23 protein-coding genes, 2 tRNA genes and 1 pseudogene are annotated in these 22854 nt (G+C 63.8%); 10 read left to right on the top strand and 16 right to left on the bottom strand.

The window, feature by feature from the left end:
• Nucleotide 1 precedes the first annotated feature (1 nt).
• The 10 genes from nuoG to JQ621_RS00610 all read right to left on the bottom strand — a co-directional run bounded on the left by nuoG (nucleotide 2) and on the right by JQ621_RS00610 (nucleotide 9086).
• Nucleotides 2–2077, bottom strand: coding sequence for an NADH-quinone oxidoreductase subunit NuoG (gene nuoG, locus JQ621_RS00655; RefSeq protein ID WP_212232505.1), 2076 nt, complete (start codon nucleotides 2075–2077; stop codon nucleotides 2–4).
• Between the two features lie 5 nt (nucleotides 2078–2082).
• On the bottom strand, nucleotides 2083–3408 hold the full coding sequence (gene nuoF / locus JQ621_RS00650; protein WP_212232504.1) for an NADH-quinone oxidoreductase subunit NuoF: 1326 nt from the start codon (nucleotides 3406–3408) through the stop codon (nucleotides 2083–2085).
• A 15-nt stretch (nucleotides 3409–3423) separates the two neighbouring features.
• Entirely contained in the window at nucleotides 3424–3627 is a 204-nt protein-coding gene (locus JQ621_RS00645; RefSeq protein ID WP_212232503.1) for a hypothetical protein, read from the bottom strand.
• The gene (gene nuoE, locus JQ621_RS00640; protein WP_212232502.1) at nucleotides 3627–4238 is read right to left on the bottom strand and encodes an NADH-quinone oxidoreductase subunit NuoE; all 612 of its coding nucleotides are present in this window, start codon (nucleotides 4236–4238) and stop codon (nucleotides 3627–3629) included. Before nuoE ends, JQ621_RS00645 begins: the two co-directional genes overlap by 1 nt.
• A 10-nt stretch (nucleotides 4239–4248) precedes the next feature.
• Nucleotides 4249–5226 carry an FkbM family methyltransferase gene (locus tag JQ621_RS00635; RefSeq protein WP_212232501.1) on the bottom strand — a complete coding sequence of 326 codons (978 nt, stop codon included), beginning with the start codon at nucleotides 5224–5226 and terminating at the stop codon, nucleotides 4249–4251.
• Entirely contained in the window at nucleotides 5226–6422 is a 1197-nt protein-coding gene (locus JQ621_RS00630; RefSeq protein WP_212232500.1) for an NADH-quinone oxidoreductase subunit D, read from the bottom strand. The genes JQ621_RS00635 and JQ621_RS00630 overlap by 1 nt, the downstream gene beginning before the upstream one ends.
• Before the next feature lie 2 nt (nucleotides 6423–6424).
• Nucleotides 6425–7039 carry an NADH-quinone oxidoreductase subunit C gene (locus tag JQ621_RS00625; RefSeq protein ID WP_212232499.1) on the bottom strand — a complete coding sequence of 205 codons (615 nt, stop codon included), beginning with the start codon at nucleotides 7037–7039 and terminating at the stop codon, nucleotides 6425–6427.
• An 11-nt stretch (nucleotides 7040–7050) separates the two neighbouring features.
• Nucleotides 7051–7632 (bottom strand): NuoB/complex I 20 kDa subunit family protein, encoded by a 582-nt coding sequence (locus tag JQ621_RS00620; RefSeq protein ID WP_409334187.1) that lies wholly within the window; start codon nucleotides 7630–7632, stop codon nucleotides 7051–7053.
• Nucleotides 7629–7994 carry an NADH-quinone oxidoreductase subunit A gene (locus JQ621_RS00615; RefSeq protein WP_092290902.1) on the bottom strand — a complete coding sequence of 122 codons (366 nt, stop codon included), beginning with the start codon at nucleotides 7992–7994 and terminating at the stop codon, nucleotides 7629–7631. Before JQ621_RS00615 ends, JQ621_RS00620 begins: the two co-directional genes overlap by 4 nt.
• 576 nt (nucleotides 7995–8570) lie before the next feature.
• Complete coding sequence (locus JQ621_RS00610) at nucleotides 8571–9086, bottom strand: MarR family winged helix-turn-helix transcriptional regulator (RefSeq protein WP_212232497.1); 516 nt, start codon at nucleotides 9084–9086, stop codon at nucleotides 8571–8573.
• Between the two features lie 195 nt (nucleotides 9087–9281).
• Between JQ621_RS00610 and JQ621_RS00605 the strand changes: the two genes are divergently transcribed.
• Both JQ621_RS00605 and JQ621_RS00600 read left to right on the top strand, forming a co-directional pair.
• The gene (locus JQ621_RS00605; protein ID WP_212232496.1) at nucleotides 9282–10472 is read left to right on the top strand and encodes an aromatic ring-hydroxylating dioxygenase subunit alpha; all 1191 of its coding nucleotides are present in this window, start codon (nucleotides 9282–9284) and stop codon (nucleotides 10470–10472) included.
• A gap of 55 nt (nucleotides 10473–10527) precedes the next feature.
• Nucleotides 10528–11820 (top strand): spinster family MFS transporter, encoded by a 1293-nt coding sequence (locus JQ621_RS00600; RefSeq protein WP_212232495.1) that lies wholly within the window; start codon nucleotides 10528–10530, stop codon nucleotides 11818–11820.
• A 6-nt stretch (nucleotides 11821–11826) separates the two neighbouring features.
• On the opposite strand, the gene JQ621_RS00595 is transcribed toward JQ621_RS00600, so the two are convergent.
• A complete protein-coding gene (locus JQ621_RS00595; protein WP_212232494.1) occupies nucleotides 11827–12735 on the bottom strand; it encodes an alpha/beta fold hydrolase in 909 nt (302 codons plus the stop codon).
• A 225-nt stretch (nucleotides 12736–12960) separates the two neighbouring features.
• Between JQ621_RS00595 and JQ621_RS00590 the strand changes: the two genes are divergently transcribed.
• Nucleotides 12961–13164 (top strand): hypothetical protein, encoded by a 204-nt coding sequence (locus JQ621_RS00590; RefSeq protein ID WP_212232493.1) that lies wholly within the window; start codon nucleotides 12961–12963, stop codon nucleotides 13162–13164.
• A gap of 96 nt (nucleotides 13165–13260) precedes the next feature.
• On the opposite strand, the gene JQ621_RS00585 is transcribed toward JQ621_RS00590, so the two are convergent.
• On the bottom strand, nucleotides 13261–15486 hold the full coding sequence (locus tag JQ621_RS00585) for an O-linked N-acetylglucosamine transferase family protein (protein WP_212232492.1): 2226 nt from the start codon (nucleotides 15484–15486) through the stop codon (nucleotides 13261–13263).
• A 202-nt stretch (nucleotides 15487–15688) separates the two neighbouring features.
• Between JQ621_RS00585 and JQ621_RS00580 the strand changes: the two genes are divergently transcribed.
• The 3 genes from JQ621_RS00580 (at nucleotide 15689) to pepT (ending at nucleotide 17686) form a co-directional block, all read left to right on the top strand.
• A tRNA-Asp gene (locus tag JQ621_RS00580) sits at nucleotides 15689–15765 on the top strand.
• Nucleotides 15766–16009: 244 nt separating this feature from the next.
• Nucleotides 16010–16324 (top strand): HU family DNA-binding protein, encoded by a 315-nt coding sequence (locus JQ621_RS00575; RefSeq protein ID WP_212232491.1) that lies wholly within the window; start codon nucleotides 16010–16012, stop codon nucleotides 16322–16324.
• Nucleotides 16325–16438: 114 nt separating this feature from the next.
• On the top strand, nucleotides 16439–17686 hold the full coding sequence (pepT, locus tag JQ621_RS00570) for a peptidase T (RefSeq protein ID WP_212232490.1): 1248 nt from the start codon (nucleotides 16439–16441) through the stop codon (nucleotides 17684–17686).
• Nucleotides 17687–17710: 24 nt separating this feature from the next.
• On the opposite strand, the gene JQ621_RS00565 is transcribed toward pepT, so the two are convergent.
• A complete protein-coding gene (locus JQ621_RS00565) occupies nucleotides 17711–18496 on the bottom strand; it encodes a carbohydrate deacetylase (RefSeq protein ID WP_212232489.1) in 786 nt (261 codons plus the stop codon).
• The gene (locus JQ621_RS00560; RefSeq protein ID WP_212232488.1) at nucleotides 18493–19473 is read right to left on the bottom strand and encodes a glycosyltransferase family 2 protein; all 981 of its coding nucleotides are present in this window, start codon (nucleotides 19471–19473) and stop codon (nucleotides 18493–18495) included. The genes JQ621_RS00565 and JQ621_RS00560 overlap by 4 nt, the downstream gene beginning before the upstream one ends.
• A 275-nt stretch (nucleotides 19474–19748) precedes the next feature.
• Between JQ621_RS00560 and JQ621_RS00555 the strand changes: the two genes are divergently transcribed.
• The 3 genes and pseudogenes from JQ621_RS00555 to JQ621_RS00545 all read left to right on the top strand — a co-directional run bounded on the left by JQ621_RS00555 (nucleotide 19749) and on the right by JQ621_RS00545 (nucleotide 21234).
• Entirely contained in the window at nucleotides 19749–20081 is a 333-nt protein-coding gene (locus JQ621_RS00555; protein ID WP_212232487.1) for a hypothetical protein, read from the top strand.
• A gap of 29 nt (nucleotides 20082–20110) precedes the next feature.
• Nucleotides 20111–20263, top strand: a pseudogene (locus JQ621_RS35960) (efflux RND transporter permease subunit); the annotation flags it as partial.
• A 2-nt stretch (nucleotides 20264–20265) separates the two neighbouring features.
• Complete coding sequence (locus tag JQ621_RS00545; RefSeq protein ID WP_212232485.1) at nucleotides 20266–21234, top strand: cation diffusion facilitator family transporter; 969 nt, start codon at nucleotides 20266–20268, stop codon at nucleotides 21232–21234.
• 45 nt (nucleotides 21235–21279) lie between these two features.
• Here JQ621_RS00545 and JQ621_RS00540 read toward each other — a convergent pair whose 3' ends face one another.
• On the bottom strand, nucleotides 21280–22140 hold the full coding sequence (locus tag JQ621_RS00540; protein WP_212232484.1) for a class I SAM-dependent methyltransferase: 861 nt from the start codon (nucleotides 22138–22140) through the stop codon (nucleotides 21280–21282).
• A 129-nt stretch (nucleotides 22141–22269) separates the two neighbouring features.
• Between JQ621_RS00540 and JQ621_RS00535 the strand changes: the two genes are divergently transcribed.
• Nucleotides 22270–22346: transfer RNA gene (locus tag JQ621_RS00535), tRNA-Val, on the top strand.
• A 42-nt stretch (nucleotides 22347–22388) separates the two neighbouring features.
• On the opposite strand, the gene JQ621_RS00530 is transcribed toward JQ621_RS00535, so the two are convergent.
• The gene (locus JQ621_RS00530) at nucleotides 22389–22793 is read right to left on the bottom strand and encodes a GFA family protein (RefSeq protein ID WP_212232483.1); all 405 of its coding nucleotides are present in this window, start codon (nucleotides 22791–22793) and stop codon (nucleotides 22389–22391) included.
• Nucleotides 22794–22854: the final 61 nt, after the last annotated feature.

Genomic DNA, 22854 nt, shown 5'->3' with positions numbered 1-22854 from the left:
CTCACTCCGCTGCCGTCAGCATCTGCCCGGAGGCAAGCCGCGAGCATTCCGCCATCACGGCGGACGCCCGCGCGATCGGGTTGGTCAAATAGAAGTCGTCGACAGCAGCCTTGAACGGCGCCTTCTCGGGCGAGCCGCCCTTCCCCGCCAGCTTCTTGATCTGGTCGGCGGAGCCGGCCTCGATCTGGTCGAGACGGATCAGATGCGGCACGGCCTTGAAGATCGCCTGGCGCAGCGCGGCAAGCGAATCGTAGCCGAGCTTCTTGCCGAGCGCTTCGGAGAGCGCACGAATGATCGCCCAGTCCTCACGGGCTTCGCCCGGCGGGAATGCGGCACGACCGGTCATCTGCACCCGGCCTTCGGTGTTGACGTAGATCGCGGACTTCTCGGTGTAGGCGGCCGCCGGCAGGATCACGTCGGCGCGATGCGCGCCGCGGTCGCCATGGGTGCCGATATAGACGACGAAGGTGCCATCAGGCGCCTTGATTTCGTCGGCGCCGAGCAGGAACAAGAGGTCCAGCGTTCCGAACGTCGTCATCTGCGCCGCATTCAGCCCGCCCTCACCGGCCGCGAAGCCGATGTCGAGCGCACCGACGCGCGAGGCGGTCTCGTGCAGCACGCCGAAGCCGTTCCAGCCGTCCTTCACGGCACCGACGTCGAGCGCGAGCTTGGCGGCGGCCGCGAGGATCGCGGCGCCGTCGTGGCGCGAGGTTGCGCCCGCGCCGACCAGGATGATCGGATTCTTGGCGTTCTTCAGCACGTCCATGAAGGAGTGCTTGCCGGCCGCGAGCTCGCCGAGCGTCTCGGTGCCCGCGCCGAGGTGATCGCAATCGTAGGTCAGATCGGCCTTGGCGCCGATCACGCCGACCTTGAAGCCGCCGGCACGCCAGCGCTTGCGGATGCGGGCGTTGAACACGGCCGCCTCCTTCCGCGGATTGGCGCCGATGATGAGCAGGGCATCCGCCTGCTCCACGCCAGCGAGCGTCGAATTGAGGATGTAGGAGCCGCGACCGAGCGCGGGATCGAAGGCATCGCCGCCCTGCACGGCCAGATTGGCCGAGCCGAATTTGGCCAGCAGATCCTTCACCGCGAACATCTCTTCGACGCCGGCAAGATCGCCCGCGATCGCGCCGATGCGCTTGCCGTCGGTGCGGGCCGCTTTCGCCGCGATCGCCGCAAAGGCTTCCTGCCAGCTCGCCGCGCGCAGCTTGCCGGCTTCACGGATATAGGGCCGGTCGAGGCGCTGGGTGCGCAGGCCGTCGACGATGTGGCGGGTCTTGTCGGAGATCCACTCCTCGTTCACGGCCTCGTTGATGCGCGGCAGCACGCGCATCACCTCACGGCCGCGGGTGTCGACGCGGATCGCCGATCCGACGCCGTCCATGACGTCGATCGACTGGGTCTTGCCGAGCTCCCACGGACGCGCGGCGAAAGCATAGGGCTTCGAGGTCAGCGCACCGACCGGGCAGATGTCGACGAGGTTGCCCTGCAGCTCCGAGGTCAGCGCGTGCTGGAGATAGGTCGTGATCTCCATGTCCTCGCCGCGGCCAGTCGCGCCCATTTCGGGCGCGCCGGCGACTTCCGCCGAGAAGCGGACGCAGCGCGTGCACTGGATGCAGCGGTTCATCGAGGTCTTGACCAGCGCGCCGAGATACTTGTCCTCGACCGCGCGCTTGTTCTCGGCGAAGCGGCTGGTGTCGACACCATAGCCCATCGCCTGGTCCTGCAGGTCGCACTCGCCGCCCTGGTCGCAGATCGGGCAGTCCAGCGGATGGTTGATGAGAAGGAATTCCATCACGCCTTCGCGTGCCTTCTTCACCATCGGCGAACGCGTGGAGATTTCCGGCGGCTCGCCCTTGGGACCCGGACGGCAATCGCGCACACCCCAGGCGCAGCTCGCGACCGGCTTCGGGCCGCCCTTCACCTCGACGAGGCACATCCGGCAATTGCCGGCGATCGACAGGCGCTCGTGATAGCAGAAGCGCGGAATCTCGGCGCCGGCCGCCTCGCACGCCTGAAGCAGCGTGTAGTCGGCGGGGACATCGATCTCTTTGCCGTCGATGATGAGCTTGGTCATGCTTCCTACTCCGCCGCGACCATGTTCACGGGATCGCGGACACCGGCATCGTCGATGTCGGCCTTGTGCGAATATTGGTCGATGCGCGCCTCGATCTCGTGACGGAAATGCGCGATCAGGCCCTGGATCGGCCAGGCAGCTGCGTCGCCGAGCGCGCAGATGGTGTGGCCTTCGACCTGCTTGGTCACCTCGAGCAGCATGTCGATCTCGCGCTTATGCGCGCGACCTTCGGCCATGCGGGTGAGCACCCGCCACATCCACCCCGTGCCTTCGCGGCACGGCGTGCACTGGCCGCAGCTCTCATGCTTGTAGAAATAGGAGATGCGGGCGATCGAACGGATCAGGTCCGTTGACTTGTCCATCACGATCACGGCTGCCGTGCCGAGGCCCGAGCGCAGCTTGCTCAAGCTGTCGAAATCCATCGGCGTGTCGATGATCTGCTCGGCCGGCACCATGCGCACCGACGAGCCGCCGGGGATCACGGCCTTGAGGTTGTCCCAGCCGCCACGGATGCCGCCGCAATGCTTCTCGATCAGCTCACGGAACGGAATGCCCATGGCTTCTTCGACGTTGCAGGGCCGCTCGACATGACCGGAGATGCAGAACAGCTTGGTGCCGACATTGTTCGGACGGCCGATGCCGGCGAACCAGGCCGCGCCGCGGCGCAGAATGTCGGGAGCCACCGCAATGGACTCGACGTTGTTGACGGTGGTCGGGCAGCCGAACAGGCCGACATTGGCCGGAAACGGCGGCTTCAGGCGCGGCTGGCCCTTCTTGCCTTCGAGGCTTTCGAGCAGCGCGGTCTCTTCACCGCAGATATAGGCGCCGGCGCCGTGCGCGACGTAGATGTCGAACGGCCAGCCGTTGACATTGTCCTTGCCGACGAGCTTGGCGTCATAGGCCTGGTCGATCGCGGCCTGAAGATGCTCGCGCTCCCGGATGAACTCGCCGCGGACATAGATGTAGCAGGTGTGCGCGTTCATCGCGCAGCTGGCGATCAGGCAGCCCTCGATCAAGAGATGCGGATCGTGCCGCATGATCTCGCGATCCTTGCACGTGCCGGGCTCGGATTCGTCGGCGTTGACGACGAGATAGCTCGGACGGCCGTCGGTGGATTCCTTCGGCATGAAGGACCATTTCAGGCCGGTCGGGAAGCCGGCGCCGCCGCGGCCGCGCAGGCCCGACGCCTTCATCTCGTTGATGATCCAGTCGCGGCCCTTGTCGATGATGGTCTTCGTACCATCCCAGGCGCCGCGGCGCCGCGCGCCCTCGAGGCCCCAATCATGGAGGCCGTAGAGGTTCTTGAAGATGCGGTCCTTGTCCTCGAGCATGTCAGTGCTTTCCGATCAACGGTTGGCTTGCTTGTAGGCAAGCCCGGCGGCGCAGACAGCGAAGGTCAGCGCCCAGAGCAGACTGGATTCCTGCGTCGCGTTCATCACGAAGCGCTGGAGCAGGAAGATGAAGGTGGCGGCGAGCGCGGAGTGCATGGCGATGAAGCCCATTTTCTTCACGGCTTCGCTCCCCCGGTTCGCTTCGGACGGAAGACCCATCAGGAGGTCTCCTTCAGCGTGGTCGGCCCGCCCATCGGCGCGGAGAACTGGCGGCCGTTCTGCGGACCGGGCTTGGGCGGATTGCCCGAGGCAAAGCCGTCGAGCACCTTGCCGAAGCTTTCAGCGGTCAGGTCCTCATAGGTGTCCTTGCCGATCAGCACCATCGGCGCGTTCACGCAGGCGCCCAGGCACTCCACCTCTTCCCAGCTGAAATTGCCGTCCTTGGACAGATGGAAGGGATCGTGATGGATCCGGCTCTCGCAGACATGGATCAGATCTTCGGCGCCGCGCAGGCGGCACGGCGTGGTGCCGCAGACCTGGACGTGGGCCTTCTTGCCGACCGGCGCGAGCTGGAACATCGTGTAGAAGGTTGCGACCTCGAGCACGCGGATATAGGGCATGTCGAGCAGATCGGCGACCGCGCGGATCGCGGCCTCCGACACCCAGCCCTCATGCTGCTCCTGCACGCGCCAGAGGATCGCGATGACGGCCGAGGCCTGGCGTCCGGCCGGATATTTCGCGATCTGCTGCTTGGCGAACGCGAGGTTCTCCTCCGTGAACGTGAAGCTCGCGGGCTGGACTTCCTTCGGTGCTAATCGGCGAACGGACATATCTTATCTCTCACTGCATGCGGCGCGCGGTCTTGGCGTTCAGATTCTTGGCATTCAGGGCATTGATCCTGTCCTGCCAGAACGCGCTTGCGGTGCCGAAAACGTTGTAGCCGACGTGGGTCGAGACCTTGATGCGGTCGAGGATCGACAGCTCGGTCACGGTCTCCAGCCGGTTGGTGCGCGGGTCGAGCACGATCAGCTTCATCGGGGTCTGTTCGAGGATGTAGCGCGACACCGCATGCGTGCGGTCGCTGCCGTGCTCCTCGCACATGATGACGCTGTCGGTCTGAAGCAGCCGCGCGCCGCCCTTGATCGCCTCGATCTCGACGCCTTCGACGTCAAGCTTGACCAGGTACTTGCCAGATGCGGCGATCTTGCCGTCGTCGATGAGATTATCCAGCGCGAGAACGGGCACCTCTTCCCCACCCGCCGACGCGTCGCCGGCGATGCTGAAGGCCTCGTGCTTGGTACCGGACAGCCGCGCGGTGCCGCGGGTGGCGCCGATCGCGCATTTCATGGTCTCGAAGCGGTTGCCGTTGACGCGGGCGTTATTGGCAAGCTTCGGATAGTTCTGGCCCGACGGCTCGATCGCAATCGACTTGTGTGCGCCGAACGGCTTGCTCGACACCAGCACCGACCAGTAGCCGTAGTTGGCGCCGCAATCGAGCAAGGTGTAGTCGACGTCGATGGAGTCGGCGAACAGCAGCTCGAGCTCGTCTTCGTAGCAATAAGAGCGGTCGAGCAGCTTGCTCCAGTATCCGTCGCCGTAAGGGAATTCGAACACCGCATCGGGATTGAGCCTGATCGCGATGTTGCGCTCCGGGAGCGTTTTGCGCAGCAGGTTCGCGCAGGCAATGTAGCCCATGTGCGAGAAGTGCGACGAGACCTTCGCGCCCGTCACCAGCGCCAAGGCAGCCGTCCGCTCCCACAGGTTGGCCCCTTCAAGGGCCCCCGAGGCACGGTCGAACTGGATGGGCGCCTGCGCCATCACCGATCGACCTCTCCGAACACGATGTCGAGCGAGCCGAGAATGGCCGAGACGTCGGCGAGCAGATGGCCGCGGCAGATGTGGTCCATCGCCTGAAGATGCGCAAAGCCGGGCGCGCGGATCTTGCACTTGTAGGGCTTGTTGGTGCCGTCAGCGACGAGATAGACGCCGAACTCGCCCTTGGGCGCCTCGACCGCAGCGTAGACCTCGCCTTCCGGCACGTGAACGCCTTCGGTGTAGAGCTTGAAGTGGTGGATCAGCGCTTCCATCGAGCGCTTCATCTCGCCACGACGGGGCGGTGCGACCTTGTTGTCTTCGACGACGACGGGGCCCTTGCCGTCAGCCGCGTTCAGCTTCTGGATGCACTGTTTCATGATGCGCACGGACTGGCGCATCTCTTCCATGCGGATCAGGTAGCGATCGTAGCAGTCGCCGTTCTTGCCGATCGGAATGTCGAAATCCATCTCGGCATAGCATTCGTAAGGCTGCGATTTGCGCAGGTCCCAGGCGGCGCCCGATCCTCGCACCATCACGCCCGAGAAGCCCCACGCCCAGGCTTCCTTCAGCGGCACCACCCCGATGTCGACGTTGCGCTGCTTGAAGATGCGGTTGGCGGTGAGCAGGCGGTCGAGATCGTCCACGACCTTCAGGAACGGATCGCACCAGGCCTCGATGTCGTCGACCAGCTTCTGCGGCAGGTCCTGATGCACGCCGCCGACGCGGAAGAACGCTGCATGCATACGGCTGCCCGAGGCGCGCTCGTAGAACACCATCAGCTTTTCGCGCTCCTCGAAGCCCCACAGCGGCGGGGTCAGCGCGCCGACGTCCATCGCCTGCGTGGTGACGTTGAGAAGGTGCGACAAGATGCGGCCGATCTCGCAATAGAGCACGCGGATCAGCTGGCCGCGGCGCGGCACCTCGATGCCGAGCAGCTTTTCGGCGGCGAGGCAGAAGGCATGCTCCTGGTTCATCGGCGCGACGTAGTCGAGCCGGTCGAAATAAGGGATCGCCTGCAGATAGGTCTTCTGCTCGATCAGCTTCTCGGTGCCGCGGTGAAGCAGGCCGATATGCGGATCGACGCGGGCGACGACTTCGCCGTCAAGCTCCAGCACCAGACGCAACACGCCGTGCGCCGCCGGATGCTGGGGTCCAAAGTTGATCGTAAAATTGCGAAGCTGTTCCGGTTGTTCGTTCATGATCAGACCTTCGGCCCTGCTTTCTCATCGCCCGGAAGAACCGGATAATCGGCGCCCTCCCACGGAGACAAAAAGTCGAACTTGCGGAATTCCTGGTTGAGCCGGACCGGCTCGTACACCACGCGCTTCTCCTGGTCGTCGTAACGGACCTCGAGGAAACCGGTCAGCGGGAAGTCCTTGCGCAGCGGATGCCCCTCGAAACCGTAATCGGTGAGGATGCGGCGCATGTCGGGGTGACCGACGAAGAACACGCCATAGAGGTCGTAGGCCTCGCGCTCGAACCAGTCGGCGCCGGGGAACACCTCGATCAGCGACGGTACCTGCGTGGTCTCGTCGGCCTGGGCCTTGAGACGGATGCGGGTGTTCAGGGTCGGTGACAGGAAGTGATAGATCACGTCGAAGCGCTTCTCGCGCGACGGATAGTCGGCCGCCGTAATGTCGGTGAAGCTGACGAAGCGGCAGTTCGGATCGTCGCGGAGGTACTTGACCACCTCGACGATCTTGCTGGCCTCGACATCAACCGTCAGCTGGTTGAAGGCCACCTGATGACCTGTCGCCGCGCCCGGAAGCGCGCTCACGATCGTCTGCCCCAGGGCGTCGAGCTTGGCGTCGTCCATGACGTAAAACCTTAGCGTTCGATGGTGCCGGTGCGGCGGATCTTCTTCTGCAGCAGCAGCACGCCGTAGAGCAGCGCTTCCGCCGTGGGCGGACAGCCCGGCACGTAGATGTCGATCGGCACGATGCGGTCGCAGCCGCGCACGACCGAGTAGGAATAGTGATAATAGCCGCCGCCATTGGCGCAGGAGCCCATCGAGATGACGTAGCGCGGCTCGGGCATCTGGTCGTAGACCTTGCGCAGCGCCGGCGCCATCTTGTTGGTCAGCGTGCCGGCGACGATCATCACGTCGGATTGGCGCGGCGAGGCGCGCGGGGCAAAACCGAAGCGCTCGACGTCGTAGCGCGGCATCGACACCTGCATCATCTCGACCGCGCAGCAGGCCAGACCGAAGGTCATCCACATCAAAGAGCCGGTACGGGCCCAGGTGATGAGGTCGTCGGTCGCGGCCGTGAAGAAGCCCTTGTCGGACAGCTCGGAATTGACCTCGAGGAAGAACGGATCATTGGCCCCGACCGGACGGCCGGTCGACGGATCCAGGATGCCCTTGGGGGCCGGCGCGATCACCGGACCAGTTGATGGTGCAGGGTTCAATCCCATTCGAGTGCGCCTTTCTTCCATTCATAGGCGAAGCCCACCGTCAGCACGGCGAGGAACACCAGCATGGACCAGAAGCCGGTCGCGCCCAGCTTTCCGAATGCCACTGCCCAGGGAAACAGGAACGCCACCTCGAGGTCGAAGATGATGAAGAGGATGGCGACCAGATAGAAGCGGACGTCGAATTTCATGCGGGCGTCGTCGAAGGCGTTGAAACCGCACTCATACGCCGACAGCTTTTCCGGGTCCGGCTGCTGGAAAGCCACGATGAAGGGCGCAATCAGCAGCACCAGGCCGATGATGGCAGCGACCCCTATGAAGACCACGAGTGGAAGATAGTTCTGTAGAATGCCGCTCATTGACGAGCCCTTTTTCCCGCAGCCTCGGGACAGCCACGGATTCGTCCGATTTGGAATTATTCTGAGCCTTAGCGCAGTGCACCAATGGGCGCAAGACACGCTCTTTTTAGGCCCTTTGCTGCTCCCAGACCGGTGGAAATGCCGGAATCACCCCGCGGCTGGTATGAAGCAGATCGCCTGACGCGACAAGGGCGGCCACAATATTGCAGAGCAGCCGTTCTGAGATCGCGGCGCACCTGCTGTAACAGCTTTTTGCCTGGGATCATCGACGAAAATCGCCCGATTTTTTCCGAACGGCAACGCACCCGAGCCCAGCCGGCGACCCGCAACCGGCCCCCCGACCGTCACCCAGCCGACATACTGGCCGCTTCCTTTCCAGAGCAGCGCAGCCAGCAGACCGAAAATGGTTGCTACCGCGAACAACGGGTCAAGTGCAGCAAGGAGATGTATCCACAGGCGCGCGCGGTCAGGGAGCCCTGCATCATGACGGAACCTGGCCAATGTGCCGGGACGGATGGGCGCCCTGCTTCTGTCGTCGCCGCGCCGACGAGGCCACGAGAGGTCATGCCGGACGGATCAGCGCGAGACCTTCTCGGCTTCGAGCATCGCTTCCGCCGTCGCGGTGAGACGCTCGATCTGCTTGAGCAACGTGTCGAGCTCGTCATGGCTCAATTGCGCGAGCAGCATCCGGTTGCGTTCCTGTGCGCCTTCGACGATCGCGTCATGCGCGGCGAGGCCCGCCTGTGTCAGCGACACCAGCACCTCGCGGCTGTCCTTCGGATTTGCCGACTTCGCAATCAGCTTGCGCGAGACCAGCTCTGCGAGCGCACGGCTGATCTGGCCCTTGTCCTGACCGACGGCCTCGGCGAGACGCGCCACGCTCATCGGTGGCCGCCGGCCGAGCGAGGCGACCAGACCGAACTCGACCGAAGACAATCCGGCGAGACGCTTGTAGCGCAGGATGGCACCGCGCTTGAGCAAATTGGCCAGCACCATCAGCCGGGACGACAGCATCGCGGTGATCGGCGCCGGTGAAAGATTGTCGTTCGTTTCGGACGCCTCGCGCCCATCCCTGCCCGATGTCTGGCTCATGGCTCACCTCTGCCAAGAAAGCCAACACGTGCCAAGCCTTCGTCGCGCGTTGGTAGCGCAACCTCCCCCACCCGTTCCGAATGCGACGAAGGGGCCCTCAGGAAAGATCGTTGACATTGTCATCGAATTATTTTTCACTGGGTCAACGGATCAAAATCGACCCAGCCAACAAGGCCTGAGGCGGGAGGAACAAGCATGACGATGACCCAGCGGGATCGCGATCTCGGCACGGCCTATGCAATGAAGCCGGCGCACACCCGCACCGAGCTCACCTCGGTCGTGCGCGGCACGCCAATGGGCGAATTGCTGCGCCGCTATTGGCACCCCGTCGGGCTCAGCAGCGATGCCACCGATACGCCGAAGAAGGTGCGCGCGTTGGCCGAGGATCTGGTCTTGTTCCGTGACAGGAACGGCCGCGTCGGCCTGCTCCACGCCCGCTGCTGCCATCGCGGCACCACGCTCTATTATGGAAAAGTCGAGGAAGACGGCATCCGCTGCTGCTACCACGGCTGGAAGTTCGACACAGAGGGCCATTGCCTGGAGCAGCCCTGCGAGCCGGACGGCGGCCAGTTCAAGGACAAGCTGCGTCAGCCCTGGTATCCGGTCGAGGAGCGCTATGGGTTGATCTTCGCCTATATGGGTCCGGCCGAGAAACGCCCGGTGCTGCCGGCTTACGAGTGCCTCGAAAACATGGATGACGGCGAATTCGTCGAGGCGGACGATTCATCGATCGGCGGCGGCGGGCCCGCGGTCATTCCCTGCAACTGGCTGCAGCATTTCGAAAACGTGGTCGATCCCTATCACGTGCCGGTGCTGCACGGCTCGTTCTCAGGCCCGCAATTCACCAACATGATGGCCTCGATGCCCGAGGTGACGTTCGACAAGACACCGCGCGGCATCGCCGTGCGCTCGATCCGCAAGCAGGACGACGGCCGGGTGTTTTATCGCGTCACCGAGGCCGCGCTCCCCACGCTGCGCGTCGTGCCCAATCCGCGCGTGGCGCAGTTCGCCCGCGTCGAGTCAATCGGCTGGACGCTGCCGATCGACGATACGTCTTTCCGCATTTACGTTGCCGGCCGCGTCAAAAATTCCGGCGACATCGGCCGCATGCGCTCGAAGTTCAACGGCAAGTTCTGGTGGGACATGACGGAAGCCGAGCACCAGCAATATCCCGGCGACTATGAAGCCCAGGTTGGCCAGGGCCCGGTGACTGTTCATTCGGAGGAGCACTTTGGCCAGAGCGACCGGGGCATCCTGATGATCCGCCGCATGCTGACCGAGCAGCTCGAGGCGATGGAAGCGGGTCGCGATCCAATCGGCGTGTCCTTCGACGCCAGTGCGCCGCAGGTCGAATTCGAAGCGGGGAATTACATCCGCGAAGGCTGACAGCCTGAACGAAGGCTGGCCCAACGATAACAACAAAGACAAATTGGGGGGAGCGGTGGTCGATATGACGTCACAAATGTCGGTGCAAACGACCGCCGCGCGGGAACCCACGGCGCGGCGCTATTACGTGCTGGGCCTGCTCACGATCATCTACGCGCTGAACTTCCTCGACCGCACGATCTTCAACGTCCTGATCGAGCCGATCAAGAAGGAGTTCCAGCTCAGCGACACGATGATGGGCCTGCTCGCGGGCTTCGGCTTTGCGCTGTTCTATTCACTGCTCGGCATTCCGATCGCGCGCGTCGCCGACCGGCTCAACCGCCGCAACATCGTGGCGCTGGCGTTTGCGTTCTGGAGCGCAATGACCGCGCTGTGCGGCATGGCTTCCAGCGTCACCGCGCTGGCGTTTGCAAGGATCGGCGTCGGCATCGGCGAGTCCGCGGGCTCGCCGGCCTCGCAGTCGATCGTCGCCGATCTCTTTGCCAAGAACGAACGCCCGCGCGCGCTCGGCATCTACGCCATCGGCACCTATCTCGGCGTATTCCTCGGCTATTTCGTCGGCGGCACCATCAACCAGCACTATGGCTGGCGCATGGCCTTCTATGTCGCAGGCGTGCCCGGCATCATGCTCGCGCTGATCCTGTGGCTGACGATCTCCGAGCCGAAGCGCGGCGCCATGCAGGAGACCTTCGTGCCCGAGCCGCTCGGACCGACGCTGCGCTTCCTCGCCTCGCAGCAAAGCTTCATCATCGTGCTGGTCGGCTTCTGCCTCACCACCTACACGAACTATGCCACCGCCGCCTGGATTCCGCCTTTTCTCGCGCGCGTGCATCATCTGTCGAGCGCCGAGATCGGCACCTATGCCGGCACGTTCAAGGGTCTCGCCGGCATGGCCGGGACCCTGCTCGGCGGCTTCGTGGTGGCGCAGGTGAGCCGTCGCGACGACCGCTGGAAGCTGTGGGCGCCGGCGATCACCTCAGGCCTCGCCGGCCCCGTCTTTGCTGTCTGCATGCTGACGCAGGACTTTGCGATGATGGTCACCATGCTGGCGCTGACCTCGTTCCTGGTCGGCTTCCATCTCGGGCCGATCTTTGCGATCGCGCAGACGGTCGCCAGGCCCAGCATGCGGGCTCTGGCCTCCGCCCTGATCGCACTCACCGCGACCTGCTTCGGCCAGGGCGTGGGTCCCCTCGCCGTGGGCGTGGTCAACGATGCACTGAAGGGCAGCTATGGCGCGGACGCCGTGCGCTATTCCCTGCTCTCGGCCGCGATCACGACCACGCTCGGCGCCTTGCTGTTCATCTGGGCGGCGCGGACCATCCGCGCCGATATCGTCAGGGCGAGTTGAGCCCGCTCACGCCGCCATGAAGGCGAGCATGTCCGCGACCAGCCGCTCGCCATGCGTCAGCGGCAACGGATGCGGTCCGCCCTCGTAGACAACGAGCTTGCTGCCCTTGATCAGCTTTGCGGTCTTGGCACCAGTCAGTGGCAGCGGCGCGCTGGCATCCTTGTCGCCGTGGACGATCAGCGTCGGGCGATCGATCCGGGCCGCCGCCGCACGGAGATCCGAGAAACCGATGGTCTTGCGGCAGGCCAGCGCCACCGGCAAAGGCACGCTCAGCATCATCTCGCGGATCCAGGCCCGCGTGATCTCCGGCGTCTCGGGGAGAAAGAACGGCGCTTCATTCGCCGCGATCCATTTGGCGAAGTCGCGCCCGACCGCCGCGTTGTCAGCCTCGATCATCGCCTTCGGAACCGCATCGGGATTGTCCTCGGTCTTGACCAGGAACGGCGTCGTCGGTGCGACCAGGACCAGCCTTGCAATCCGGTCCGATCCGTATCGACCGAGATAGTTCACCGCCTCGACGGACCCCATCGAAAAGCCGACCAGCGTGACGTCGCGCAGGTCGCGCGCTTCGATCACCGCGGCGACATCGTCGGTCAGGGTCTCCAGATCATAACCGGCGGACGGCATCTCCGACCGTCCATGCCCGCGCCGGTCGGGTGCAACACAGCGGAAGCCTTCTTCGTTGAGCGCCGCAATCTGGCTGCCCCAGGTGCTGCCGTCGAAGGTCCAGGCCGTCAGCAGCACGACTGGCTTGCCGCTGCCCCAGTCCTGCACGAACAGCCTGGTGCCGTCTTTTGCGGTCACATAAGGCGATCGTGCTGTCTGCTGGGCCGCTGCCACTGGCGCACTGGCGCCCGACGCCGCCGCAAAGGCGGTTCCTAGCAATGTGGCTTCGAGGACGGTTCGACGGTTCATGGTGTTTCTCCTTGCCGGTCAATCGGCCCATCGGTCGCGGCCGATGGACATGATCATCACAAGGGGGGATCGGCGCCGCGATTACGCGGCAGGTAAGACCGCTCAACGCGATCAGGCGAAATCGCCAGATGAAACCATTTTGCGGAACCCGCGAAACGATCCGGAAACAGATGGCCCTTAAGACATCAGCCTACAGACGGCGCCAAAGCCCGTCGGGAGGCTTCGATGAACCACTCAATTCACTCTGCAGATCGGGGTACCCACCTGAAGATTGTGGTGGTGGCGCTGGTGGCCGGCATTGCAGTCGCCGCCTTTGGGATCGCAGCCCGCACCAATGCCGATTTCAGCCAGACCGCCCAGTCCACCCACGTGATCAAGGCCGGCAAGCCGGTGGCGATCACGAGCTCGGGCACCTCGACGATCCGTTAATTGCGGGAAAAAGGTCCGATTTGAGATGCAACGGCCGCCTGTGGCGGCCTTTTGCTGTTTTGGCATAGCCTCAACATTTCAGGCCAAGCCCTTGAATCAATGGGCCTGCGCCGCGCAATAGTCGCGCCAGAACTGGCGGTAGGCTGCTTCCACATGGCGTGTGTAGGTCGCGCCATTGCCCGCCGCAGAAGCCGCGATCAGGGCCGGCAATTGCTGTCGCAACCCGGCCAGGGCGGCCGGGTCCCCGGCAAACCGCTTGGCGACCGCGATGTAGGCTTCGTCGTCCTCGACGACCCAGTCGTCCAGCCCGACCGCCTTGAGGATGCTGCCAGCCGCCCGCCCCGACGTCGTCTGGCCGAGCTTGGCGAGGACAGGCACACCCATATGGAGGGATTCCCAGGTGCCGGCGCCGCCGTTCTGCGGGAACGGATCGAGCGAGATGTCGATCCGGGCGAATTCGGCAAGATGCTCCTCACGGATACTCGCCCCCAGGCAGACCACGTGATCGGGGCCGACGCCATGTTCGACGAAACGGGCCACCAGGCTGTCGCGAAGGCCGGCATCGTCGAGGCTGGTGTGCTTGATGACGAGCTTCGATCCTGGCAACTCTCGCAGCAGCCGCGACCACACCGGCAGGACCTCGTTGGAGATCTTGTCGACCCGGTTGAAGGAGCCGAAGGTGACGTAGCCATTGCGCAGCATCGGCAGGTCCGGCCGGTACAAGCCCGGTGGCGGCTCCGACATCGTCAGCATGCACGGCAGGTCGTGGATCTTCTCGGCGAACTCAGGCCGCGCTGCCTCCGGAATCGCGACCGGGTCCGCGAAGATATAGTCGATGGTCTTCAGGCCCGTGCCGGTCGGCGCGCCCCAGGCCGAGATCTGGATCGGCGCGGGCTTGCGCGAGAACATGCCGAGGCGAGCGCCGGCGGAGTGTCCGGAAAGGTCGACCAGGATGTCGATCCCGTCGGCCTCGATACGTTCAGTCAATTGATCATCGGTCAGCGCAACCGCATCGACCCAGCGGTCCGCGAGCGCGCGGAATTCGTCGGTGATCTCATCCTGAAGCGGCGATGACGAATAGCAGACGATCTCGAAATTGGCATGATCGCTATGACGCAGCACCGGCATGAAGATGAAGCCGGCCGAGTGGCGCCTGAAATCGGCGGAGACGTACCCCACCACCAGACGCCTGTCGGGATCGAGATCACGCGGCCGAAGCGTCCTTTGCGGAATCCTGCTGCCGATATTGTCCCACCAGTATTTGCGCACGGCCTGCAGCATCGCGAAGTCCGCTTCGGGCAGGAAATCGAGCGCAAAGATCTTTCTGTGGATCGCATCCTCGAAATCGGGCTTAAGCTCCAGTGCCCGATCGAAATGTTCGATCGCCGTCGCGATGTCTCCGAAGCTTGCGAAGCACGATCCCATCACGCTGATCGCGGCCTCCGATTTGGGATTCTGCTCGAGCAGCCTTTTGCAGGCCGCCATCGCCTGGGTCGGCTTGTTCAGCAGGAGACAGACACGCGCCTTTTCGCGCAGCGCCATCTCGAGATTGGGATCAAGCCCGAGCGCGGCCTCGAGGTCGCGCTCGGACTGCTCGAGGCGCAGCAGCCGCAGATGGAGCCGCCCCCGATGTGCCAGCACCTTGGCGTTGTTGGGCTTTATCGCCAGGGCGGTGTTCAGCGCGGTTTCGGCAGCTGCGTAGTGGCGCAACTCCAGCAGGGCCATGCCGCGGCCGGCCAGGGCCTCCGGATGGTTCGGCTGAAATGCCAAAGCGCGCTCGAAGCTCTGCAGGGCTTGCTCGGAGCGCCAGATTCGCAGCTCGGCCATGCCGCGATTGCAAAATGCATCGGCGTAGTCGGGCTTCAACCGGATGGCCCGGTCGTGCAGCTCGATCGCCTCCAGCGGCAGCGCCAGATGCATCAGTGTATTGCCGAGGTTGGTCAGGGCCATCGGAAAGTTCGGATTGAGCGCGATCCCCTTCTCCTGACAGGCGCGCGCCTCCTCAAATCGCTTCAGGTCGAACAGCACGGTGCCGAGGTCGCAATAGACGTTGGCCGCGCGTGGACTGATCGCGATTGCGGCGCGCAGGACCTGTTCGGCCTCCCCCAGCCGCTTCGGATCGGCGCTGAGGCAGACCCCGAACAGATGCAACGTGTCAAAATGATCGGGAAGCACCTCGAGGATTCGCCGGCACAGCGCCTCGACGTCGGCGAGCCGTCCCTTGGCATAGGCCTGATGGGCCGCAGCCAGCGCGGCATCCGCCTCCTTCTTGAATTTCTTCTGGAGCCTTGCGTTCTGGAAGGCGCGCGAGCCGACAGTCAAGCCTGATGTCCCCCCGAGAATTTGCCTGTGGAGCTTGTAACACCATTGATTGATTCGAAGCCCGCTGGCAGCGGTCCTGGCCGTAGCGATACGGTCCCGCCCTGCTCCGCACCAGGTTTAGCCCCGTGAACGCAACGTCCTTGACTTCACCATGTCCCCCCTTTAAGTCCCCCCTCGTTCCGCGCGGACATAGACGCGTCACGCGGGAGTAGCTCAGTTGGTTAGAGCGCCGGCCTGTCACGCCGGAGGTCGCGGGTTCGAGCCCCGTCTCTCGCGCCATTTTTGGCAATATCTTCAAAAACTTAAGTGAATATCCTCAGCCCGGTTGACGGCATCGCGCCGCAGCTCGCTCGTTCCGCTTCCCCGGGACCCGCGGAACGCGAGGATTTGTCTGAGAAATCCAGCGAAAATCCAGCTTCCGGGATGGCGGCATAGTCAGTCGCATCCCGAATCGTCTACGCCTGCGGGAACTTGGCAGTTTGGGAGCCGGCAGGCTCCGCACGACACCCGAGGAGGCCAGGACATGGCTAAGAAGGATTCGGCGAAGAAGGCAGCGGCGCCAGCCACGATCACGCTCAAGCATCTGGCGGCCGACATCGCCGAAAGCCAGGACCTCTCGAAGAAGCACGCCGAGGCCGTCCTGACCGACATGGTCGATTTGATCGCCAAGCACCTCAAAAAAGGCGACCGAGTCCGCATCGTCGGCCTAGGCATCCTCCAGGTCCGCAAGCGGGCGGCCCGCACCGGCCGTAATCCTGCCACCGGTGAGGCAATCCACATCAAGGCCAGCAAGAAGGTCGCGTTCCGTCCGGTCAAGGAACTCAAGGAAGCGATCTGAGCGCTCGGTCCTTTGCGTATGATCCGCCCAGCCCGGCCGCAACGCGGCGCGCTTTTCTGGTATACCGGCTGCTTGCCAAGACCTGTTTCCAAAGCCCCGGTGGTTTGACCAGAAATGTCCCTGACCTTCACGCATACCGTGACCGAGCGCTTCCTGCGCTACGTCACCATCGACACCCAGTCCGATCCGAATTCACCGGCCTCACCCTCGACCGAGAAGCAGAAAGATCTCGGCCGTGTGCTCGTCACCGAGCTGAAGGCCATGGGTGTCGCGGACGCCCATCTCGACGATTACGGCTACGTCTATGCGACCATCCCGGCCAACACCGACAAGAAGGTGCCGGTGATCTGCTTCTGCTCGCACATGGACACCTCGCCCGACGTCACCGGCAAGGATGTGAAACCGCAGGTCGTGAAGAACTATCGCGGCGGCGACATCACTTTGGTCGGCGACACCAGTCAGGTGATCCGCTTCGCTGAACATCCTGCGCTGAAGAACCAGATCGGCAACGACATCGTCACCTCCGACGGCACCACGCTGTTGGGAGCCGACAACAAGGCCGGTGTCGCCGAGATCATGGATGCCGCGTACTTCTTCATCAACAATCCCGATGTGAAGCACGGCACCATCAAGATCCTGTTCACGCCCGACGAAGAAATCGGCCGCGGCGTCGACAATGTCGACATCAAGAAGCTGGGCGCCGATTTCGGCTACACCATGGACGGCGAAAGCGCAGGCTCGGTCGAGGACGAGACCTTCTCGGCCGACGGCGCCACCATCACCATCACCGGCGTCAGCGCCCACCCCGGCTACGCCAAGGGCAAGATGGAGCACGCGATCAAGATCGCGGCCGCCATCGTCGAGCGTCTGCCGAAGGAGGGCTGCTCGCCGGAGACGACCTCGGGCAAGCAAGGCTTCCTGCATCCGGTCGGCATCGAAGGCGCGCTGGAGCAGGCAACCCTCTCCTTCATCGTCCGCGACTTCACCGAGGAAGGGCTGAAGGAGAAGGAGGCCCTGCTCGAGGGCATCGTCAAGGACGTCATGAAGGACTATCCGCGCTCGACCTACAAGTTCGAGGTGCGCGAGCAGTACCGCAACATGAAGCAGGTGATCGACCGCCACCCGCACATCCTTGAATACGCCATCGAGGCGATCCGCCGAGCCGGCTTGCGTCCGATGCGCACGGCGATCCGTGGTGGCACCGACGGCTCGCGGCTGTCCTTCATGGGCCTGCCCTGCCCCAACATCTTTGCCGGCGAGCACGCGTTTCACTCGCGCCTGGAATGGGTGAGCCGGCAGGACATGGAGAAGGCGGTTCAGACCATCGTGCATCTGGCGATGATCTGGGAGGAACGGGCATAGGCAGGTCGCGGACGCCGCACGACCTCAGATGTCATTCCAAGTTGTCAGCCGGTGCCCGCCCGCGACCGCAAGAGTTGCAAACTCGACGGTGTCGGCCCACTCGGCTTTTCGCCAAGCCTCGTCGTGGCCCGGGTGAACGCCGACCTCGATGGCATTTCCTGAAAGCCTCTTCAGCAGCTTTGGGCCCCACCCGGCATGTTCGCTGCTGCTGGTCGGCATGAAGAAATGGTCCGTGGTCTTGTATCTCCGGGCAAGATCGCGCCCCCAATAGCTTCCGAACCAGTAAGTGGGGCTGGTGTACGGCTTCTTCAGGTAGATGTCCTGAACGCCGCGAACCTTTCGGATTTCGAACCGCGGCAGGACCGTCGCCAGCGCGCGCCGGAACGGCGCGAACTTGTGCAGGTGACCGTGGGAGTCGACATGAGACAGAGGCACTCCCATGTCCCGCAGCAGGCCGATTTGCGCGCTGGCTTCGGTCACGATTTCGTGGATGGGGATGCGCCCCTGTAGCGCGAGAAGGCGGACGATCGGCGTCGGCCGGAGCCGGCCGTCGGGATGAGCGAGAGTCGGCACGAGGCGCGGGTCGGCGACGGCAGTTTCTTTCGAGCTTTCGGACTCCGCCGCGAACGTGAGGTGGACACCAAAGCTGAACTCGGGATGCGCCCGCGCAAACGATATGGCTGATGTCGATCCCGGCATTTTCGCCATGATCGTCGCACTCGTCAGCGCTCCCGCCCTGAAGCACTCTGCCGTGGCCGCGACGGTTTCGTCGGAGAGGCCGAAGTCGTCGGCGTTGATGATGATATTCACTTGGGACGCTCCAAGTCCCGGGAGGGACCTGCGTATTTCTCCGCTTTCTCGTAAAGCGCGATGTTGTGGCCGGTCAGCTTCCCGAGCAACTCGATCCGATCGCCGTAGTCGGTGATTTTGCTGATGGAACGATCATATTCCAGCGCTTTGGCGGCGACCAGGAAGCGATACCACAATCCCTGCAGCAGATGATATGTGAGCGCCTTCCGCCCATCGAGGAACCCAAGCAATAGAACGTAGCGATACAGGAAATACGCAATCGGCCCAACCGAAAGCGGGAGTCGATTGTAGATCTTGTCGCGCAGCAATTGCTTGAGTCTTGCCTGCCTGGTTACGCCGCCGCGGATGGCGGCATCATTCGCATCCGAATTCGGGTATCGCTCGAGCATGAGCTGGATGGCCTCACGCGTCGCGTAGCCGTTGTGTTTTTTGACGAAACTGGTGAGGTCCTTGAGATTGTGATCGAACATCTCTCCAGAGAACGTCACGATGCGGCCGCTCGTCACCACCAGGTGCTCGTCCATCCAGCGAGGCTCGACCGCGGATTTTCCTCTGCGCACGATTCGCAGCAGACGCAGTCCCCGGCCGCCGAAATTTATCTTCTGGTTCTGGAATATATAGCGCAGCTTCAGGACGACTCCCGTCACGTCTGATGGCAACGAGGGTAGCCGGTTCGCGATTTCCGCAGCGAGCCCGGGCGTCAGCACCTCGTCGGCATCCAGGCGCAGGATCCAGTCACTTTCAATAGGCAGGTTATCGAGCGCCCACTGGAATTGGTACGCCTGATTGACGAACAGATGATCCACGACGTCAGCGCCCATCCGGCGTGCGATATCGACGGTTCGATCTGTTGAGCCAGAATCGACGACAAAAACACGTTCTGCGATATTGCTGATCGATTGAATGGCTCGCTCGAGGTGAGGCTCCTCATTCAAGGTCAGAATAATCGCCGTTAAGGAGACCGGTTGCACAGTCATTAAGGCGGCGCTGCTTCTCGTCTGTACAAGTGAACCTGAGGGAGGGGGTCGGAAATCTCCAATACAAATGTGCTGCAAGAATATTCCCGCCGAGGTGCAATAAATGTCGTAGCGTTGATGCGTCGCAGCTGGGCCATCACAGGCCTATAGCATATCAATTATGTTCGGCATGCGAAGGCGAAGTTGCCTCTGATGGTCAGAGCACCGAAGCGGGACCATCGATGCGATCGTCAAGTTCCCTCGTGTAACATTGTTGCAATAACCTCCCCGATATCATGTTTGTGATCGAACTGGATCGAGCCCCCAAGCAGTTCGAGAATTCAAATGTCTCCAAGTGTCCGCGTGACCGCGATTTCCGGATGCAATTGACCCGGCTGGCTGGAGAGCTGGGGCAGCCTGCAGGCGACGCTCATGGCAGTCATGTCCCCGGCAGCGGTGCTCAAAATGGCGCGCTTGAGATGGATGTCCGTCCAGCGCTGCGAGATCTCATCGGTGCGCGACGAGAGGCCGCAGGCCGCAAGAACTCTCACGCGGAGATCGAAGTCCTGCGACAGATGGAAGCAGAGATGCCGAGTTCCCGGGTCGCCAGATCGAGCAGCCTGATCTGAAGCGCGCCTCGATACCATGTTCCGGTGCCGTGCAGCGGCCGCTCGCGACCGTGGTGATCGGTGGCATGATCTCTTCGACCGGGCTGACGCTTCTGGTACTGCCGGCGCTTTACCTGCTGTTCCGCCGTGACGCAGACGCGCCTACAATGGCGCCTGATTTGGCCGCGTCCGGGGAGCGCTAGAATTGAGTAGCCACGATCATCACGGTCATCATGACCATGCCGGCCATGCGCATGATCATGGGCACGGTCATGATCACGGCCACGCGCATGTGCATGCGCCGGCCAGTTTCGGCAAGTCATTCGCCATCGGCATCACGCTCAACACGGCGCTGGTCGTGGCCGAGGCTGTCTACGGCTATCTCGGCAACTCGACCGCCCTGCTCGCCGACGCCGGCCATAATCTGTCCGACGTGCTCGGCCTGGTCGTTGCCTGGGGGGCCTCGATCGCGGCGCGTCGCGCGCCAAGCGGCCGCTTCACCTATGGTTTCCGTGCCTCCACGATTCTGGCGGCGCTCGCCAATGCCGTGTTCCTGCTGGTCGCAACCGGCGCGATCGGCTGGGAGGCGATCCTGCGGCTGCGCGAACCCGAGCCGGTCGCGGGCGTCACCGTGATGGCAGTCGCCGGCATCGGCATCCTCATCAACGGCTTTACCGCGATGCTGTTCGCGCGCGGCCGCAAGGACGACATCAACATCGAGGGCGCGTACCTGCACATGGCGGCCGACGCGGCGGTCTCGCTCGGCGTCGTCGTCTCGGCGGCGCTGATCATCTGGACCGGCTGGCTATGGCTCGACCCCATCACCAGCCTCGTCATCTGCGCCAGCATCCTGTGGGGCACGACCAGCCTCCTGCGCGGGTCGATCGACATGTCGATGGCGGCAGCGCCGAAGGGCACCGACCTCGCCGCGGTCAAGGCGTTCCTGCTGGCGCGGCCGGGCGTCTCCGCGATCCACGATCTCCATGTCTGGCCGATCTCCACGACCGAGACCGCGCTCACATGTCACCTGGTCATGCCCGCCGGCACCGCCGATGCGTTTCTGATGGAGACGGCAAAGCAGCTGAAGACATCGTTCCGCATTGGCCACACCACGCTCCAGGTCGAGACCCATCCGGACAATGGCTGCGCGCTCGCGCCGGACGATGTTGTGTGAGGGGCGCTTCCATCTCCAATGACGGTCGACAGAGCAGCGAGCGCTCTACCCCGCCTTCGCCGTCACGATCCAGATCGCGCCCTGCAGCGCCACGCTCTGCCCTTTCAGGAACGGCGCGAGCGCCTCGCGGATCGAGGCTTTGGCGGCCGCGACCGTCTCCGGCGGGTGCCCCTGCAGCGCGCGGCTGGCAGGACCGATCTGGAGCGAGCCATCGACGGCAGCATCGAGACCGCCGCCGATGGCAATGTCCATCGGAAGATTGTGCGGCTCCATTGCCACGTCAGCGAAGCCTGCGCCTTTCAGGATGCGCGTCACACGCTCCTCTGACGCAAACGCGAACGGGCCCGGCTCTTCCGGCCCGACCGGCGGCATCTTCGGCACGTGCTTGTAGACCGCCATCAGCGGCGCCATCATCCACGGGTTTTCCTTCGGCTCGCGCCAGCAGACGAAAGCGAGTCGCCCGGTCGGCTTCAGCGCGCGGCGGAGATTGGTAAAGGACGCGACCGGATCGGCGAAGAACATCACGCCGAAGCGCGAGGCGAGCAGATCAAAACTCGCCGGCTCGAACGGATGTACCGTCGCATCCGCCAAAACGAAATCGAGCGGCAGCCCCTTGGGTGCAAACGCGCGCGCCTGCGACAGCATCGGCTCGGACACATCGAGGCCGAGCGCGAAGCCGTCAGGCGCCACGGCTTTCGCGAATGCAAAGGTCGTCGCCCCCGAGCCGCAGCCGACATCGAGAACGCGCTCGCCCGGCCTGGGCCTGGCACGGTCGATCAGCACGTCGGCGATCGGCCCGAGCAGGTTCTCCTGCGCGTCATGACGATCGGCCCAACGCTGGCCGCTGGGGCCGTTCCAATAGGCGATCTGGTCGGCGTTCTGCTCGTGTCCGCTGGGCTGTTGCATGGGAGCCTCTCCGATTTTGCCAGCGGGTGATACCACGCCGGCCGCCCACCAAGCGGTCAAATGAGTGCGGCTTTGTGACGAGGCCGCCTCTTGCTCCTCCCCCCGCCGTGGCGCTAAAGAGGCGCCGTGGGGCGGTTAGCTCAGCTGGTTAGAGCATCTCGTTTACACCGAGAGGGTCCGCGGTTCGAATCCGTGACCGCCCACCAGCCTTCGCCCGCTTCGCGGGCTATGGCTTGCCAAGTCTGCCCTCAATCCCCAGGCCTCCCCGGCAGCAGCGGTACCGCGTCGATCCAGACTGCGGCCGACTGGCACCAGATCTGCCTAGCGGGCCGCAATTGGTCGCGTTGGCGGATCGAGCCCCAGCGGATGCCCCAATCGTCGGCCTGGTCGCCCTCGCCGCTGGTGAACAGCGGGGAACCGCAGTCGCCGCAGAAGTGCTGGAAGCGCATCCGGCCGTTATCGCCACGCTTGCCGTAAACCTTGGGCGTGCCGCCGGTGAGCTTGACGTCGGCAGCCGCGCAGATCGCGGTGACCCGGAACGGAGAGCCCGTCAGGGTCTGGCAATCGCGGCAGTGACAGACCGAGACCGCCTCAGGATCGACCTCGGCTTCGAAGGTGATGTTGCCGCAATGGCATTGCCCGTCGACTTGCATCGCCATCTCCTTCCCCAAAACAAAAACGGCGCCCGAAGGCGCCGTCTTATCATCTTTTCAA

Origin of the sequence: Bradyrhizobium manausense, assembly GCF_018129685.1 — a bacterium.
Classification (GTDB): Bacteria; Pseudomonadota; Alphaproteobacteria; order Rhizobiales; family Xanthobacteraceae; genus Bradyrhizobium; species Bradyrhizobium manausense_D.
Note: the sequence above shows the minus strand (reverse complement) of the source record. Positions and strands in the feature narration are given on the sequence as shown.

Bases quoted from the DNA above. Each gene is read 5' to 3' on its own strand.
- JQ621_RS00625 (WP_212232499.1), bottom strand. From the start codon at position 7,039: ATGGACGACGCCAAGCTCGACGCCCTGGGGCAGACGATCGTGAGCGCG.
- nuoF (WP_212232504.1), bottom strand. From the start codon at position 3,408: ATGCTCGAGGACAAGGACCGCATCTTCAAGAACCTCTACGGCCTCCAT.
- JQ621_RS00555 (WP_212232487.1), top strand. From the start codon at position 19,749: ATGTTTGTGATCGAACTGGATCGAGCCCCCAAGCAGTTCGAGAATTCA.
- JQ621_RS00590 (WP_212232493.1), top strand. From the start codon at position 12,961: ATGAACCACTCAATTCACTCTGCAGATCGGGGTACCCACCTGAAGATT.
- JQ621_RS00630 (WP_212232500.1), bottom strand. From the start codon at position 6,422: ATGAACGAACAACCGGAACAGCTTCGCAATTTTACGATCAACTTTGGA.
- JQ621_RS00645 (WP_212232503.1), bottom strand. From the start codon at position 3,627: ATGGGTCTTCCGTCCGAAGCGAACCGGGGGAGCGAAGCCGTGAAGAAA.
- pepT (WP_212232490.1), top strand. From the start codon at position 16,439: ATGTCCCTGACCTTCACGCATACCGTGACCGAGCGCTTCCTGCGCTAC.
- JQ621_RS00575 (WP_212232491.1), top strand. From the start codon at position 16,010: ATGGCTAAGAAGGATTCGGCGAAGAAGGCAGCGGCGCCAGCCACGATC.
- JQ621_RS00610 (WP_212232497.1), bottom strand. From the start codon at position 9,086: ATGAGCCAGACATCGGGCAGGGATGGGCGCGAGGCGTCCGAAACGAAC.
- nuoE (WP_212232502.1), bottom strand. From the start codon at position 4,238: ATGTCCGTTCGCCGATTAGCACCGAAGGAAGTCCAGCCCGCGAGCTTC.
- JQ621_RS00560 (WP_212232488.1), bottom strand. From the start codon at position 19,473: ATGACTGTGCAACCGGTCTCCTTAACGGCGATTATTCTGACCTTGAAT.
- JQ621_RS00635 (WP_212232501.1), bottom strand. From the start codon at position 5,226: ATGGCGCAGGCGCCCATCCAGTTCGACCGTGCCTCGGGGGCCCTTGAA.
- JQ621_RS00540 (WP_212232484.1), bottom strand. From the start codon at position 22,140: ATGCAACAGCCCAGCGGACACGAGCAGAACGCCGACCAGATCGCCTAT.
- JQ621_RS00605 (WP_212232496.1), top strand. From the start codon at position 9,282: ATGACGATGACCCAGCGGGATCGCGATCTCGGCACGGCCTATGCAATG.
- JQ621_RS00615 (WP_092290902.1), bottom strand. From the start codon at position 7,994: ATGAGCGGCATTCTACAGAACTATCTTCCACTCGTGGTCTTCATAGGG.
- nuoG (WP_212232505.1), bottom strand. From the start codon at position 2,077: ATGACCAAGCTCATCATCGACGGCAAAGAGATCGATGTCCCCGCCGAC.
- JQ621_RS00595 (WP_212232494.1), bottom strand. From the start codon at position 12,735: ATGAACCGTCGAACCGTCCTCGAAGCCACATTGCTAGGAACCGCCTTT.
- JQ621_RS00530 (WP_212232483.1), bottom strand. From the start codon at position 22,793: ATGCAAGTCGACGGGCAATGCCATTGCGGCAACATCACCTTCGAAGCC.